Source organism: Methylobacterium sp. 001424705 (genome assembly GCF_059816145.1).
The window spans coordinates 161,450-176,512 of sequence record NZ_JCBANU010000003.1 but is presented as its reverse complement, the minus strand read 5'-3'; the positions used below and the strand labels follow the sequence as shown (position 1 = coordinate 176,512).

Genomic DNA, 15,063 nt, shown 5'->3' with positions numbered 1-15,063 from the left:
TCTTCTGCCGGCAGGGCGGCGTGGGTCGAGGGCGGGATTCGCGGCGCTATGGCCGCCGCCCGCGCGGCCCCAACGAGCTGCCCGGCCACCCGGGTGTAAGCAAGCGCCAGGCCGGGCGTCACCGCGGGCCTGTGCGGAAAGCCGGAAACGATGGGGGCCGAACAGCGCAGGCCGCGGCACCCGCCCTTAGCGTGCGCCGCCGAGGGCTTCGACCACCGCCGCCGAGGAGGAGACCCAGCCGAAGATGCCGCCCTGGGCGGCGATCATCGCGAGGCCGACCCGGTGGAACTCGGGGCGGTAGGAGGCGCAGCCATCCCCGATCGCCACGCAGCGGTAGCCGCGGTCGTTGGCCTCGCGGATCGTCGTGTGCACGCAGACCTCGGTGGTCACCCCGCAGACCAGCAGGGTCGCGATGCGGCGGGCGGAGAGGACCGCGCCGAGATCGGTGGCGTAGAAGGCGCCCTTCCCGGGCTTGTCGATGACCACCTCGCCCCGGATCGGCGCCAGTTCGGGAACGATGGCGTGGCCCGGTTCGCCGCGGATCAGGATGCGCCCCATCGGACCCGGCGCGCCGATGCGCGCGGTGGGCGTCCCTCGCTCCAGCTTGGCCGGCGGCGCATCGGAGAGGTCGGGCTTGTGGCCCTCCCGCGTGTGCACGATGAGAAGGCCGGCACTCCGCGCCGCCGCCAGCACCGCCCGGATCGGGGGCACCGCCGTCTGCAGCAGGGTGACGTCGTTGCCGAGGGTCTCGCCGAAGCCGCCCGGCTCCAGGAAGTCGCGCTGCATGTCGATGATGACCAGTGCGGTGGTCGCCGGATCGAAGGTCAGAGGGGCGGGGTCGGCCGCGATGACGGGAAGCATGCTCGGGGCACCGGGCCGGAGGGCGCGCGACCCGGGAGGGACGGCGTCGCGTTCCGCCCCGATCCCGAATCTTCGGTAATCATGGATGCAGGGTCCGCCGGAGACACGCCCAAATGATGCGCGGCGCTGCATCCTTCCCATGCAGGTTGGGCCGGCCCGCGCCTCGGCGCATCAGGCGCAACGAGGCTTGCCCGCCGGGAGGCAGGACCGATTTCCGGACGGGACGCACCCACGTCGCGTTTCCCAAGCGGTCGCGTCCCGTCGGACGCGAGAGACCAGGCGGCGTATGGCCGCCAAGACCACTCGGCCACGAAGGCGCGGAATCGGCGGTCCGGGGCGTGGACGCCGCAGGCGAAGGACGTCTCGATGCTCAACCATGATGCAACCCTGACTAGAAATTAGACCATATGGTCTAACTCGTATTCGTCCTGTGGCGATTCCCCGTCGCGCGCCTGCCGATGTTCGAGCCCGCGAAGGGTCGTTCCCGCAGGGCGAACCGAGGCAATGTTGCGCCTATGCATCACCCCGTCTGGTTGTGTGGGAAGGCCGAGCGGGTGGCACATCGGTTGCGGTCAATTGCCCCAACGGGTGCTTAATCCCGGGGGGACTTTATCGATGATCGCGACATTCACACGACCGCTGGTGGCCGCCGCTCTGAGCCTCGCCACCCTGATGCCGGCCCTGGCCGCGGACCTCGCCAAGGAGAAGGCGCCGGTCGCACCCGTGGAGGTGCCCTCCGGGTTCTTCCTGTTCTCCGACACGCAGATCAGCTACCGCTACCAGTTCCCGGCCGCCAGGCCCGGCTCCCAGATCCAGCGCGCCGACGGCAGCTTCCGCAACCAGGACGCGCCGAAGCACATCCTCAACATCTCGCACGCCGATGCCTGGGCCTACGGCACCAATTTCTTCACCCTCGACATCCTCAAGTCGGGGTCGCAATTTTCGGCGGGCACCACCGACGGCTTCGGCGTGCCGACCTTCTACGATTACGGGAACACCGAGGCCTACGGCCTCTACCGCGGAACCCTGAGCCTGAACGCCCTGACCGGGACGAAGGCCTTCGTGGTGCCCGGCATCATCAAGGACGTGTCGCTCGCCTACGGCTTCGATGCCAATGCGCAGAACGATGCCTTCGGTTCCAAGAAGCGCGACGTGGTCGGCGGTCTGAACTTTGCATTCGACGTCCCGGCCGGGTTCCTCAGCGCCTCGGTCCATGCCTACAAGGAGTGGAATCGCAACGGCTTCAACGTCGCTCCGAACCGGGATACCAGTTTCAACACGGTCCCGGAATTCGAGATCGTCTACAGCTTCCCGCTCGCCTTCACGGGTCTGCCGCTCAGCATCGCGGGCTTCAACAACATCGTCCTGCCCAAGGGGCGCGGTGTGAACGATCCGTCCGCCTTCGCCACCAACCCGAAGACGGGTCTCGAATTCCTGTCGCGGACCAACCTCGTCCTCGATGTCGGCAAGCTGATCTACGACCAGCCGAACCGGGTCGACGTCTTCATCGGCTTCCAGTACTGGCTCAACAAGTTCGGCAACATCGAGCGCGCTAACTTCAAGGGGACCGAAGAGAAGAGCTTCCTGGCCGGCGTCTCCTTCCACGTCTTCTGAGGGCTGGCACCTGTTCTCACGACGGGCCCCTTGCCCGGAACGACCATCCACGCAAGCGATGGTCTGCATGACGAGGCCGGATTTCCATCCGGCCTCCGGATTTCCGGACGGGCCATGGTGATGGCCGGTCCACATCGAGGGAACACCGGATCAGCATGGTCGAGACCCCCGCGACGCGACGTCTCTGGATCCGCAACCCGCTGGCGATCCTGGCGCCGGATTCCGCCGGGGGCCTCGTCGTCGCGGGCTCCCGCATCGTCGAGCGGGTGCCCGCGGGAGGTATGCCCGCCGCGCCCGTCGACGAGATCTTCGACGCCGGCCGCCACGTGGTCGTCCCGGGCCTCGTCAACACCCATCACCACTTCTTCCAGACGCTCACCCGCGCCCATCCGGCGGCGATCAACAAGCCGCTCTTTCCCTGGCTGAAGGCGCTCTACACGGTCTGGGACAGGATCACCCCCGAGGCGTTCCGGCTGGCGACGCGTCTCGCCTATACCGAGCTGCTGCTCTCCGGCTGCACCACGGCCGGCGATCACCATTACCTCTTCCCGAAGGGGCTGGAATCCTCCGTCGACATTCAGGTGGAGGAGGCCGGGCCTGTCGGGATCCGCGCCTTCGTCACCCGCGGCTCGATGAGCCTGTCCGAGCGCGACGGCGGCCTGCCGCCCGAATGCCTGACCCAGGACGACGACACCATCCTGGCCGACAGCGAACGGGTGCTGCGCCTGTTCCACGACCCCAAGCCCGGCGCGATGGTGCAGATCGGGCTGGCCCCCTGCTCGCCCTTCAACGTGACGAAGCGGCTGATGCGCGAGAGCGCGGCGCTGGCCGAGCGCCACGATTGCCGCCTGCACACCCATCTCGGCGAGACGCTCGACGAGGACCGCTACTGCGTCGAAATGTTCGGCCAGCGCCCGGTCGATTACCTCGAGGAGGTCGGCTGGATGGGCCCGCGCACCTGGCTCGCCCACGGCATCCACTTCAACGACGCCGAGGTGAAGCGCCTCGGCGCGGCCGGCGTCGGCGTCTGCCACTGCCCGACCTCGAACATGACGCTGGCCTCCGGCCAGTGCCGGACCTGTGAGCTGGAGGCCGCCGGCAGCCCCGTCGGCCTCGGCGTCGACGGGTCGGCCTCGAACGACAGCTCGAACCTGATGGAGGGCGTCCGTCACGCCCTGATGATCAACCGTCTGACCTACGGCGCCGAGGCCGTGACCCATCTCGACGCCCTGCGCTGGGCGACGGAGGGGTCCGCGGCCTGTCTCGGGCGGAGCGACATCGGCCGGATCGCGGAGGGCTGCGAGGCGGACCTAGCCCTGTTCACCCTCGACGAACTGCGCTTCTCCGGCGCGCACGATCCGCTGGCCGCCCTGGTGCTCTGCGGCGCCCACCGGGCCGACAGAGTGATGGTGGCGGGGTCGTGGCGGGTGATCGACGGCCAGCCCCTCGGGATGGAGACCGGCCAGCTGCGCGAGGCCCATACCCGCCTCGCCCACGCGCTGTTCGGGACGCTCTAGCGTGGCCCCCGTCGTCCCCCCTGCCCGCACGGAGGGGCCGACGCCTCTCTTCGGCGCGTACGGCATCGTCAAGCGCTTCGGCGCCTTCACGGCCAATGACGGGGTCGATCTCGAGATTCGGGCCGGCGAGATCCACGCCCTGCTGGGCGAGAACGGCGCCGGCAAGTCGACCCTGATGAAGATCCTCTACGGGCTCCTGGAGCCCACCGAAGGGGTCGTCACCCATCGGGGCGATGTCGTGCGCCTCGCCCATCCGGAGGCCGCCCGCGCCCTCGGCATCGGCATGGTGTTCCAGCATTTTTCGCTCTGCGAGAACCTGACGGTCGCCGAGAACATCGCCCTGGTGATGCCCAAGGGCCTGGGCGGCCGAGCCCTGAAGGCCCGGATCGCGGCGGTCGGGACGACCTACGGCCTGCACCTCGACCCCGACCGGCCAGTCTGGTCGCTCTCGGCCGGCGAGCGCCAGCGCATCGAGATCATCCGCTGCCTGCTGCAGGATCCCAAGCTCGTGATCCTCGACGAGCCGACCTCGGTGCTCACCCCAGGCGAGGCCGAATTGTTGTTCACCGTTCTGGAGCGCCTGCGCGACGAGGGCCGGGCGCTGCTCTACATCTCGCACCGCCTCGACGAGGTGCGCCGGCTGTGCTCGCGCGCCACCATCCTGCGCGGCGGCCGGGTGGTGGGGGCCTGCGATCCCCGCGCCGAGACCGCCCGCTCTCTCGCCGCCCTGATGGTGGGGGCACAGGTAGGCGCGGTGACGGCGCCCGCCGGCGTGGCGACCGGGCCGGAGCGCCTGGTCCTGTCCGGGCTCACCCTCCCCGCCCCCGGCCTGCACGGCACCGCCCTCGATGGCATCTCGCTGAGCGTGCGCGGCGGCGAGATCGTCGGCCTCGCCGGGATCGCCGGCAACGGGCAGGCGGAGCTGTTCGACGCCCTCTCGGGCGAGACCCTGGCGCCGGAACCCGGCATGGTGCGGTTCGACGGCGTCGAATCCGGGCGCCTCGGCATCACCGCCCGGCGGCGGGGCGGCGCCGGCTTCGTGCCCGAGGAGCGCAACGGCCATGGCGCCGTGCCGACCCTGAGCCTGTCCGACAACGCGATTCTGTCGCGCCACGCCACGGCGCGCCTGAGCCGCTTCGGCGTCCTGCGCCGCGCGGCCGCCAAGGCCCTGGCCCGGGACGTGGTCGCGGCCTTCGACGTGCGCAAGGCGGGCCCCGATCCCGCCGCCGGCACCCTGTCGGGCGGCAACCTGCAGAAATACCTGATGGGACGCGAGATCCTGGCCGAGCCCGGCATCCTCGTGGTCAACCAGCCGACCTGGGGCGTCGACGCCCTGGCGGCCGCCCATATCCGGCAGGCGCTGCTCGACCTCGCGGCCCGCGGCGCCGCCGTGCTGGTGATCAGCCAGGACCTCGACGAACTGTTCGCGATCACCGGCCGCATCGCCGTGCTGCATCACGGCACCCTGTCGCCGGCGGCGCCGGCCGCCGAGACCACCCGCGAGGCCCTGGGGCTGCGCATGGGCGGGGCGGCGCCGGCCGAGGATCCGGTGACGGGCGCGCCGGACCACGCCCGGGAGGCGGCCCATGCGCATTGACCTGACGCCGCGCATCGGCCGGTCGGCCCTGATGGACGCGCTCTCGCCCATCCTGGCCTTCCTGGCCGCGCTGGTGATCGGCGGGCTCGTCGTGGCCGCCCTGGGCCGCTCGCCGGCCGCCGCCTTCGTCACCTACTTCGTGGCGCCCCTGAGCGAGGTCTGGTCGCTGCAGGAGGTGGCCATCAAGGCCGCGCCGCTCGCCCTCATCGCCACCGGCCTCGCCTTCTGCTACCGCGCCAACATCTGGAATATCGGGGCCGAAGGGCAGTTCGTCGTCGGCGGCCTGTTCGGCGGCTGGATCGGCGTCGCCGCGCACGGGATCCCCGGCGACCCCCTCTGGGTGCTGCCCCTGATGCTTCTCGTCGGCACGGGGGCCGGCATGGTCTACGGGCTGATCCCCGCCCTCCTCAAGGTGCGCCTCGGCGTCTCCGAGATCCTCACCAGCCTGATGCTGGTCTACGTGGCCGAACTGCTGCTCGACTACATGGCGCGCGGCCCCTTGCGCGATCCAGCGGGCTTCAACTTCCCCCAGAGCGTCACCTTCGACGACGCTGCCCGCCTGCCCTACCTGATGGAGGGCGGCACCCTGCATGCCGGCGTCGCCCTCGCGCTGGCGGTCGTGGTCCTCGCCACCCTGGTGCTCGGCCGCACCCTGTTCGGCTTCGCCGTGCGGGTGGTGGGGGCGAGCCCGCGCGCGGCCCGCTTCGCCGGCTTCGGCGACGCACGCCTGACGCTCGCGGTCTTCGCCGTCTCCGGCGCCGCCGCGGGGCTGGCCGGCATCAGCGAGGTGGCGGGCCGGATCGGCCAGCTCCAGCCCTCGATCTCGCCGGGCTACGGCTTCACCGCCATCATCGTGGCCTTCCTGGGACGGCTCTCGCCGATGGGGATCCTGGTGGCGGCCCTGGTCATCGCCCTGACCACCATCGGGGGCGAGGGCGCGCAGATCGACCTGAAACTCCCCCTCGACCTGACCCGGGCCTTCCAGGGCCTGCTGCTCGCCCTGGTGCTCGGGGCCGACGCGCTGTCGCGCTACAGGGTCCGCTTCGTGCCGGGAGCGACCGCGTGACCGTTCATGGCCTGACCCTCGACATCGTCCAGATGGTGCTCGTCACCATCGTGGCCGCCGCCACCCCGCTGATGATCGCGGCGCTCGGCGAACTCGTGGCCGAGCGCGCGGGCGTGCTCAACCTCGGCGTCGAGGGCATGATGGTGCTGGGCGCCGCCGCCGGTTTCGCGGTGGCGGTGGAGACCGGCTCGACCTTCGTCGGCGCAGTGGCCGGCGCTGGGGCGGGCCTCGCCCTCTCGGCCCTGTTCGGCCTCCTCACGGTGGTGCTGAGCGCCAACCAGGTCGCCTCCGGACTCGCCATGACGATCCTGGGTCTCGGGCTCTCGGGCCTCGTCGGGGCCTCCTATGTCGGCCTCAAGCGCGATCCGGCGCCGCATCTCGCCCTGCCCGGCCTCACTGACCTGCCCGGCCTCGGCCGCCTGCTCTTCGGGCAGGACGGCTTCGTCTATCTCGCCTTCGCGCTGGCGGCCGGGGTGTCGTGGTTCCTGTGGCGCACCCGCGCCGGCCTGATCCTGCGGGCCATCGGCGACGACCACACTGCCACCCACGCGCTGGGCCTGCAGGTGCGCAGGGTGCGCTTCCGCGCGGTGCTGTTCGGCGGCGCCTGCGCGGGTCTGGCCGGGGCCTACCTGTCGCTGTCCTACACCCCGTTCTGGGCGCCCGCGATGACGGCCGGGCGCGGCTGGATCGCCCTGGCCCTCGTGGTCTTCGCCTCGTGGCGCCCGTTCCGGGTGCTGGCCGGCGCCCTGCTGTTCGGCGGCGCCACGGTGCTTCAGCTCAACGCCCAGGCGGCCGGCCTCGGCCTGCCAGGGCAGGCGCTCTCCGCGCTGCCCTACCTTGCCACCATCCTGGCCCTGGTCTTGCTCTCCCTCGGCAGGCGCGGGGGCGGCTCCCTCGCCCCGGCGGCCCTCGGCCGGGTCTTCACCCCGCACCGGTAGGCGCGCACTCTCGAAGGATCTTTGAACGATGCGGATCGTGCAGGGGGCCCTGGTGGCCGTTCTCGCCCTCGGACTCGGGGGCGCGCAGGCGCAGGAGAAGAAGCCCGGCGAGAAGCTGAAGGTCGGCTTCGTCTATGTCGGCCCGGTGGCCGATTACGGCTACTCGTACCAGCACGACCAGAGCCGCAAGGCGCTCGCCGCGGCGCTGGGCGACAAGGTCGAGACCAGCTTCCTCGAGAACGTGCCGGAGGCCGACAGCGAGCGCTCCATCGAGAGCTTCGCGCGCTCCGGCTACGGCCTGATCTTCACCACCTCGTTCGGCTTCATGGAGCCGACCCTCAAGGTCGCCAAGAAATTCCCGAAGGTGAAGTTCGAGCACGCCACCGGCTACAAGCGGGCGCCCAACGTCTCGACCTACTCGGCCCGCTTCTACGAGGGCCGCTACGTCTGCGGCGTGATCGCCGGGCGCCTCTCGAAGACGGGCACGTTGGGCTACATCGCCTCGTTCCCGATCCCCGAGGTGGTGAGCGGCATCAACGCCTTCATGCTCGGCGCCCAGTCGGTGAACCCCGACATCAAGATCAAGATCGTCTGGGTGAACACCTGGTTCGACCCGGGCAAGGAGGCGGAGGCCGCCAAGGCGCTGCTGGCCCAGGGCGTCGACATCCTGTCGCAGCACACCGATTCCGCCGCGCCGTTGCAGGAGGCGGAGAAGCAGGGCAAGCTCGCCTTCGGACAATCCTCGGACCAGATGCGCTTCGCCCCCAAGGCCCAGCTCACCTCCATCGTCGACGACTGGGACGGCTACGTCGTCGGCGAGGCCAAGGCCGTCCTCGACGGCACCTGGAAGAGCCACGACACCTGGGGCGGCATCAAGGACGGCATGGTCGTGCTGGCGCCCTTCGCCAACATGCCCGACGACGTGAAGGCCCAGGCCGAGGCCACCAAGAAGGCGATCGCGGACGGCACGCTCCTGCCCTTCCACGGCCCCGTCTTCAAGCAGGACGGCAGCGAGGCGGTGAAGGCCGGCGAGAACGCTCCCGATCCGATGATCCTCGGCATGAACTGGTACGTGAAGGGCATCAGCGACACGCTGCCGCGATAGGGGGGCTTGAGAGCCCTCTCCCACCGCGGGGAGAGGGACCGGTGTTCGACGAAGAGGTCGCATGAGACACGCCATCCGCTTCCTCCTCGGGCCCGACGCGCGCACGATCGAGGCCTGCGACCCGACTCTGACGGTGCTCGACTGGCTGCGCGGTCCCGAGCGGCTGATCGGGACCAAGGAGGGCTGCAACGAGGGGGATTGCGGAGCCTGCACCGTGGTGGTGGTCCGCCCCGAGGGGCCGTCCGGCGCCGAGCGCCTGCGCTACCGCGCGGTGGATGCCTGCATCACCTTCCTGGGGATGCTCGACGGCTGCCAGCTCCTCACCGTGGAGCACCTGCGTGGGGCCGACGGCACGCTCCATCCGGTCCAGCGCCTGATGGTGGAGGAGCACGGCTCGCAATGCGGCTTCTGCACGCCGGGCTTCGTCATGTCGCTGTTCGCGATGACCAAGGATTCTCCTACCAAGGACCTGCTCGCCGAGACCGGCCCGCTCCGAACCTCGGCGAGCCCCATCGACGACGCGCTCGCGGGCAACCTCTGCCGCTGCACCGGCTACGCTTCCATCGTGCGCGCGGCCGAGCGTGCGTTGGCCGCGCCGGAAGCGGATACCTTCGATGCCGCCCACGACGCCACCCTCGCCCGGCTGCTGGCCCTGCGCGACGACGAGACCGTGGCGGTCTCCGGGCCGAAGGGCCGCTTCTTCGCCCCCGCCACCCTTCCGGCGCTCGTCGATCTCATGGCCGAGCACCCTCAGGCGACGATCGTGGCCGGGGCCACCGACGTCGCCCTCTGGGTGACCAAGGGCCTGCGCGTCCTCGACCCGGTGATCTGGCTCGGGCGGGTGCGAAGCCTGCGCGTCGTGGGCGAGGGCCCCGATCACCTGTATCTCGGAGCCGGCGTGAGCCTCTCCGAGGCCGGCACGCACCTCGCCGGCCTGCACCCAGATCTCGGGGAGCTCTTCCGCCGCCACGGTGCCGCCCAGACCCGCAATGCCGGCACCCTCGGCGGTAACATCGCCAACGGCTCGCCCATCGGCGACGCGGCGCCGGCCCTGATCGCCCTCGGGGCGAGCCTCCATCTCATCGGCCGTGGCAGCGAGCGCGAGATTCCCCTCGAAGACTTCTTCGTCGCCTATGGCCGGCAGGACCTGCGTCCGGGCGAGTTCGTCGCCGGGGTGCGGGTGCCGAAGCTCGGCCCGGAGACGGTCTTTCGCGCCTACAAGATCTCGAAGCGCTTCGACGAGGACATCTCCACCGTCCTCGGCGCCTTCCGGCTGACCGTCGACGCTGGCACGACCCGGCAGGCCCGCATCGCCTACGGCGGCATGGCGGGCACCCCGAAGCGGGCCGTCCAGGCCGAGGCCGCGCTCATGGGCCAGTCCCTCGACCCGGCCGTCATCCCCGCCTTCAAGGCGGCGGTGGCCCGGGATTTCACGCCCCTCTCGGACATGCGGGCCTCGGCCGCCTACCGCCTCAAGGTCGCCGGCAACCTCATCGAGCGGCTGATCCACGAGGCCGCGCCGGAGGCCCCGGAAACCCGCCTCGCCACCGTCGGAGCGCTGGCCCATGCTTGATCGCACGCCTCCGGCCCCGAAGGTGGACGACCGGATCGCGGGCGGCGCCCACACGCCGCGCATCCACGACAGCGCCGCCCGACACGTCAGTGGCTCGGCCCTCTACATCGACGACATGGCCGAGCCGGCCGGCCTGCTCCACGTCTGCCTGGGGCTGAGCGAACGCGCTCATGCCCGCCTCGTCTCGGTGGATCTGGCGCCCGTGCGGGGCGCCGAGGGCGTGGTCGCGGTGTTCACCGGCGCCGACGTGCCGGGCGTCAACGAGATCTCCTCCTCGCACCGGGACGACGAGCCGATGCTGGCCGAGGACACGGTGTCGTATGTCGGCCAGCCGATCTTCGCCGTGGCGGCCTTGACCCGCGATGCGGCCCGCCGCGCCGCCCGCCTGGCCGTGATCGCCTACGAGGATCTCGACCCCGTCCTCACCTACCGGCAAGCGCGGGCGGACGGAAAACTTGTCTGGCCGCCCATGACCCTGAAGCGCGGCGACTCCGACGCGGGGCTCGCCGAGGCCCCGGGTATCGTCCGCGGCCGGATGGCGATCGGCGGCCAGGAACACTTCTACCTCGAGGGCCAGATCGCCCTGGCGATCCCGGGTGAGGACGACGAGGTCACGGTCCACACCTCGACTCAGCACCCTTCCGAGGCCCAGGCCCTCGTCGCCAAGGTGCTGGGCACGGTGAATTCGGCCGTGACCGCCGAGGTCCGTCGGATGGGCGGCGGCTTCGGCGGCAAGGAGAGCCAGTCGAACCTGTTCGCCTGCGTGGCGGCCCTGGTGGCCAAAACGACCGGCCGCGCCGCCAAGATCCGGCCCGACCGCGACGACGACATGGTCATCACCGGCAAGCGCCACGATTTCGAGGTCGACTACCTCGTCGGGCACGACGCGGACGGGAAGATTCTCGCCGTCGACATGCAGCTCGCCGCCCGCTGCGGCTGGGCCGCCGACCTGTCGGGGCCGGTCACCGACCGCGCCCTGTTCCACGCCGACAATTGCTACCACTACCCGGCGGTGCACCTGACCTCGCGGCCCTACCGCACCAACACCCAGTCCAACACCGCCTTCCGGGGCTTCGGCGGGCCCCAGGGCATGGTGGCGGCCGAGCGGGTGATCGAGGAGGTGGCCTATGCCTGCGGCCTCGACCCGCTGGAGGTGCGCAAGCGCAACTTCTACGGCACCGAGAGCGACAACGTCACGCCGTACCACCAGACCATTGCCGACAATTGCATCCGGGATCTGGTGGCCAAGCTGGAAGCGGACTGCGGTTACGCCGCCCGCCGCGCGGCTTTGCATGCGGCGAACGAAACCAGCCCGGTGATCAAGCGCGGCCTCGCCCTGACGCCGGTGAAGTTCGGCATCTCCTTCACCTCCACCGCCTACAACCAGGCCGGCGCCCTGGTGCACATCTACAACGACGGCTCGGTCGGCTTGAATCACGGCGGCACCGAGATGGGCCAGGGGCTCTACGTCAAGGTCGCGCAGGTGGTGGCGGAGGAATTCCAGATCGATGCCGACCGGGTCCGCATCACCGCGACCACGACGGGCAAGGTGCCCAACACCTCGGCCACGGCCGCCTCGTCGGGGGCCGACCTCAACGGCATGGCGGCCCGCTCCGCCGCCCAGACCCTGAAGGGCCGCCTCGTGGCCTTCGCAGCCGAGGCCTGGAGCGTCGCGCCCGAGACGGTGCTGTTCCTGCCGAATCGGGTCCGGGTCGGCAACCAGGAGATCGCCTGGGCCACGCTGATCCACAAGGCCTACCTCGCCCGCATCCAGCTCTCGGCCACGGGCTTCTACAAGACGCCGACCATCCATTGGGACAGGGAGGCGGGCCGGGGCCACCCGTTCTACTACTTCGCCTACGGCGCGGCCTGCGTGCAGGCGGCGGTGGACACCCTGACCGGCGAGTACCGGATCGAGCGGGCCGACATCCTGCACGATTGCGGCCGTTCCCTGAACCCGGCGGTGGATCGGGGCCAGATCGAGGGCGGCTTCATCCAGGGGCTCGGCTGGCTCACCACCGAGGAGCTGTGGTGGGACGGCAAGGGCGCTTTGCGCACCCACGCCCCCTCCACCTACAAGATCCCGGCCTGCGGCGACCGCCCGCGCATCTTCAACGTGGCGCTCTACGAGAACCAGAACCGAGAGGCGACGATCTACCGTTCGAAAGCGGTGGGCGAGCCTCCGCTGATGCTCGGCATCGCCGGCCTGCACGCCCTCTCGGATGCGGTGGCGAGCGTCGCCGGCCACCGGTACTGCCCCCGCCTCGATGCCCCGGCGACCCCGGAGCGCGTCCTCGACGCCGTCGACCGGATGCGGGCGCTGGCAGACGCGCAATCTGCGCAGCCGTGAGCGCCGATTCGTCGGAGGCGCTGGCGGAAGCTCTGGCGACCGCCCTCGCGGCGGGCGAGCCGGCGGCCCTCGTCGCCCTGTCGGAGGCGCGGGGCTCGACGCCGCGCGCGGCGGGCACCGCCATGCTGGTGATGCCCGAACGGGTCGCCGGCACCATCGGGGGCGGCACCTATGAATGGGCGGGCATCGCCCGCGCCCGGGCGCTTCTGGCGGCGGGCGAGGCCGAGGCGATCCTGCGCAGGCCCCTGGGACCCGAGACCGGCCAGTGCTGCGGCGGGCACGTGACCCTGGTGATCCACCGGGCCGATGCCGGTACGCTCGCCGCCCTCCGGGCTTCGGAGGCCGAATCCGCCGCACGGGCGCCCCTGGTGATAATCTACGGCGCGGGCCATGTCGGGCGCGCCCTGGCCCTGGCGCTCGATCCGCTGCCCCTCCGTACGCGGATCATCGATGACCGGCCCGAGGAGGTCGCACGGGTGTCGGGCGCGCGCGTCGCGCGGATCGTCGGCTCGGCCAGCGCCGCGGCGGAAGCCGCACTGCCCGGAGCCGCCCACGTGGTGGTCACCCACAGCCACGCCCTCGACAGCCTGATCTGCGCCAGCCTGCTGGAGGCGAACACCTTCGCGTATCTCGGCCTGATCGGGTCCGCCACGAAGCGGGCAACCTTCCTCGGCGCCTTTCGGGCGATGGGCCTGGACGAGGCCGCGCTGGCTCGCCTCGTCTGCCCGATCGGCGGGACGCGGGTGCGCGACAAGCGCCCCGCGGTCATCGCCGCCCTGGCGGCGGCCGAACTCCTCGCCGCCTTCGCGTCCTGAGCCTCAGGGACGTCCGGGCGGCGTCGAAGGCGCCTCGGTCCCGTGCACCGGCCGCTCCTCGATCGGAATGCCGCCGGCCCGGGGCGGAACCGGGATCGCGTCGCCGCTGCGGATCGCCTCCGCCTCGTTGCGGGGGCCGGCCCGCCCCTCGGTTCCCCCCGGGGCGGTGGCAGCCTCCATGCCGGCGGGCGCGCCGGCGCCCTGGGCCAGGACCGGTCCGGCAAGGCCGAGGGAGAGGCTGAGAAGGCTGAGCACACGGATCATGCGGTCTGGTTTCCTGGAAGCGGATGGTCGAGGCGGTTTCAACGGTGGCGGCGGGTGAGCGCCGGCTGGTGGCGGGCCTTGTGCCGGTGTCGGAAGGCGGAGCGGCCGCGCAGGCCCCCTGGGGCGGTGACCCGGGGCTGGCCCCCCGGCGCGATCAGGGTGCCCTGGGCCCGGGCGGCCGGGGCAAACATCAGGGGACCCGTCAGGAGCAGCGCCGCGGCAAGACCGCGCGCCATCAGGGTCCGAACCGAAAGCCGATGCGTCAAATCCCATCCTCCCTGTGCCCCACGTAACCGGGGGCGATCAAGTTGCACGCAAAGGACATGCCGGAGCGGACTGAAATCACAAGGCTTTGTCACATCGTGCCGATGCCGCAGTCTCGGACCGCTCAGCTGCCGCGATAGGTCTGGTAGCTCCACGGGCTCGCCACCAGGGGCACGTGGTAATGCCCTTCCGGATCGGCGACCCCGAAGCGCAGCGTGACGATGTCGAGGAAGGGCGGTTCGGGCAGGCCCGGACAGGTGGCGCGGAAGTGATCGCCGATGCGGAAACGCAGCTCGTAGGCGGCCACCGGAACGGGGCGTCCGCCGATCAGCGGCGCATCGGTGCGCCCGTCGGCATTCGTCACCGTCCGGGCGACCAGCACGGTCTCGGTCTCCGACACCCATTCGTGGAGCTCCACCGGGATCCCCGGCGCCGGCCGGCCCGCCACGGTGTCGAGGACGTGGGTGGAGATCCGGCCCGTGACGCGCGGCGCACCCGGCCCGCTCACCAGGGTGCCGAGGCGAAGGGCGGCGATGCGGAACATCTCTGCGAGGGCGGTCCGGCGCTCGCTCTCCGGGTCGGCGGCGAGGCGTGCCTGAAAGGTGCGCAGCAACGAGGCGCGACCGTGGCGCTTGACGCAGAGGATGAAGGGAAACCCGAAGGTCCGGCCATAGGCCGCATTCAGCGCCGCGAACCGCGCGTCTTCCGCCTCCGAGAGCCGATCGAGGCCGGCGGCCGCCTGCTCGGCGATGGAGTCGGGGGCGATCGTGCCGGCGTGGGCCGCACGCCCGGCCAGCTCGGGATGGTTGGTGAGAAGGGCGTGGCGGGCCGCCTCGGGCGCGGCGTCGACTGCCTCCTGCAGGGCGGCGAGCAGGGCCTGGACGGTGGGGAACGGCCGCTTCGCGGCGGCGGCCTCGGTGACCCAGGGCGCGTGCTCGAACACGGCCCCGAGGGCGGCAACGAAATCGCCGTGCGAAGCCTGGTTCAGGGCGTCGAGGGTCGGCATCGAGGATCCATCCCGCGCAGGTCGGAGGGCCGCGCAAGCCATAGCAGGCAGCGGGCCATCCGGCGCGGGCGCGTCGCCGCGCAAGGATCGCCA

Annotated in this window: 13 protein-coding genes; 9 read left to right on the top strand and 4 right to left on the bottom strand. The window is 71.3% G+C overall.

Features of this window, described 5'->3' with window-relative positions; all coding sequences use genetic code 11:
* Positions 1-186: 186 nt before the first annotated feature.
* Positions 187-861 carry a cysteine hydrolase family protein gene (locus AC6EUL_RS04365; RefSeq protein ID WP_056348901.1) on the bottom strand — a complete coding sequence of 225 codons (675 nt, stop codon included), beginning with the start codon at positions 859-861 and terminating at the stop codon, positions 187-189.
* A gap of 615 nt (positions 862-1,476) precedes the next feature.
* On the opposite strand from AC6EUL_RS04365, the gene AC6EUL_RS04360 reads away from it, so the two are divergent.
* The 9 genes from AC6EUL_RS04360 (at position 1,477) to xdhC (ending at position 13,436) form a co-directional block, all read left to right on the top strand.
* Positions 1,477-2,475, top strand: a complete 999-nt coding sequence (locus AC6EUL_RS04360) for a hypothetical protein (RefSeq protein WP_156389557.1) — start codon at positions 1,477-1,479, stop codon at positions 2,473-2,475.
* A 155-nt stretch (positions 2,476-2,630) separates the two neighbouring features.
* Positions 2,631-3,992 carry an 8-oxoguanine deaminase gene (locus AC6EUL_RS04355; protein WP_056270249.1) on the top strand — a complete coding sequence of 454 codons (1,362 nt, stop codon included), beginning with the start codon at positions 2,631-2,633 and terminating at the stop codon, positions 3,990-3,992.
* Between the two features lies 1 nt (position 3,993).
* The gene (locus tag AC6EUL_RS04350) at positions 3,994-5,589 is read left to right on the top strand and encodes an ABC transporter ATP-binding protein (RefSeq protein ID WP_499869050.1); all 1,596 of its coding nucleotides are present in this window, start codon (positions 3,994-3,996) and stop codon (positions 5,587-5,589) included.
* Entirely contained in the window at positions 5,579-6,655 is a 1,077-nt protein-coding gene (locus AC6EUL_RS04345; protein WP_499869048.1) for an ABC transporter permease, read from the top strand. Before AC6EUL_RS04350 ends, AC6EUL_RS04345 begins: the two co-directional genes overlap by 11 nt.
* Before the next feature lie 11 nt (positions 6,656-6,666).
* The gene (locus tag AC6EUL_RS04340; protein WP_082501129.1) at positions 6,667-7,593 is read left to right on the top strand and encodes an ABC transporter permease; all 927 of its coding nucleotides are present in this window, start codon (positions 6,667-6,669) and stop codon (positions 7,591-7,593) included.
* Between the two features lie 28 nt (positions 7,594-7,621).
* Complete coding sequence (locus AC6EUL_RS04335; RefSeq protein WP_056216708.1) at positions 7,622-8,698, top strand: BMP family ABC transporter substrate-binding protein; 1,077 nt, start codon at positions 7,622-7,624, stop codon at positions 8,696-8,698.
* 61 nt (positions 8,699-8,759) lie between these two features.
* On the top strand, positions 8,760-10,271 hold the full coding sequence (xdhA, locus tag AC6EUL_RS04330; RefSeq protein ID WP_499869046.1) for a xanthine dehydrogenase small subunit: 1,512 nt from the start codon (positions 8,760-8,762) through the stop codon (positions 10,269-10,271).
* Positions 10,264-12,621: a xanthine dehydrogenase molybdopterin binding subunit gene (gene xdhB, locus AC6EUL_RS04325; RefSeq protein WP_499869044.1), complete on the top strand. Its 2,358-nt coding sequence runs from the start codon at positions 10,264-10,266 to the stop codon at positions 12,619-12,621. Before xdhA ends, xdhB begins: the two co-directional genes overlap by 8 nt.
* Positions 12,618-13,436: a xanthine dehydrogenase accessory protein XdhC gene (gene xdhC, locus AC6EUL_RS04320; protein WP_499869042.1), complete on the top strand. Its 819-nt coding sequence runs from the start codon at positions 12,618-12,620 to the stop codon at positions 13,434-13,436. Before xdhB ends, xdhC begins: the two co-directional genes overlap by 4 nt.
* A gap of 3 nt (positions 13,437-13,439) precedes the next feature.
* Here the strand turns inward: xdhC and AC6EUL_RS04315 are convergent, their stop codons facing one another.
* The 3 genes from AC6EUL_RS04315 to uraD all read right to left on the bottom strand — a co-directional run bounded on the left by AC6EUL_RS04315 (position 13,440) and on the right by uraD (position 14,970).
* Entirely contained in the window at positions 13,440-13,700 is a 261-nt protein-coding gene (locus tag AC6EUL_RS04315) for a hypothetical protein (protein ID WP_056216704.1), read from the bottom strand.
* A gap of 38 nt (positions 13,701-13,738) precedes the next feature.
* Positions 13,739-13,936 (bottom strand): hypothetical protein, encoded by a 198-nt coding sequence (locus AC6EUL_RS04310; RefSeq protein ID WP_056216702.1) that lies wholly within the window; start codon positions 13,934-13,936, stop codon positions 13,739-13,741.
* A gap of 152 nt (positions 13,937-14,088) precedes the next feature.
* Positions 14,089-14,970 (bottom strand): 2-oxo-4-hydroxy-4-carboxy-5-ureidoimidazoline decarboxylase, encoded by an 882-nt coding sequence (gene uraD, locus AC6EUL_RS04305; RefSeq protein WP_499869040.1) that lies wholly within the window; start codon positions 14,968-14,970, stop codon positions 14,089-14,091.
* Positions 14,971-15,063 lie beyond the last annotated feature (93 nt).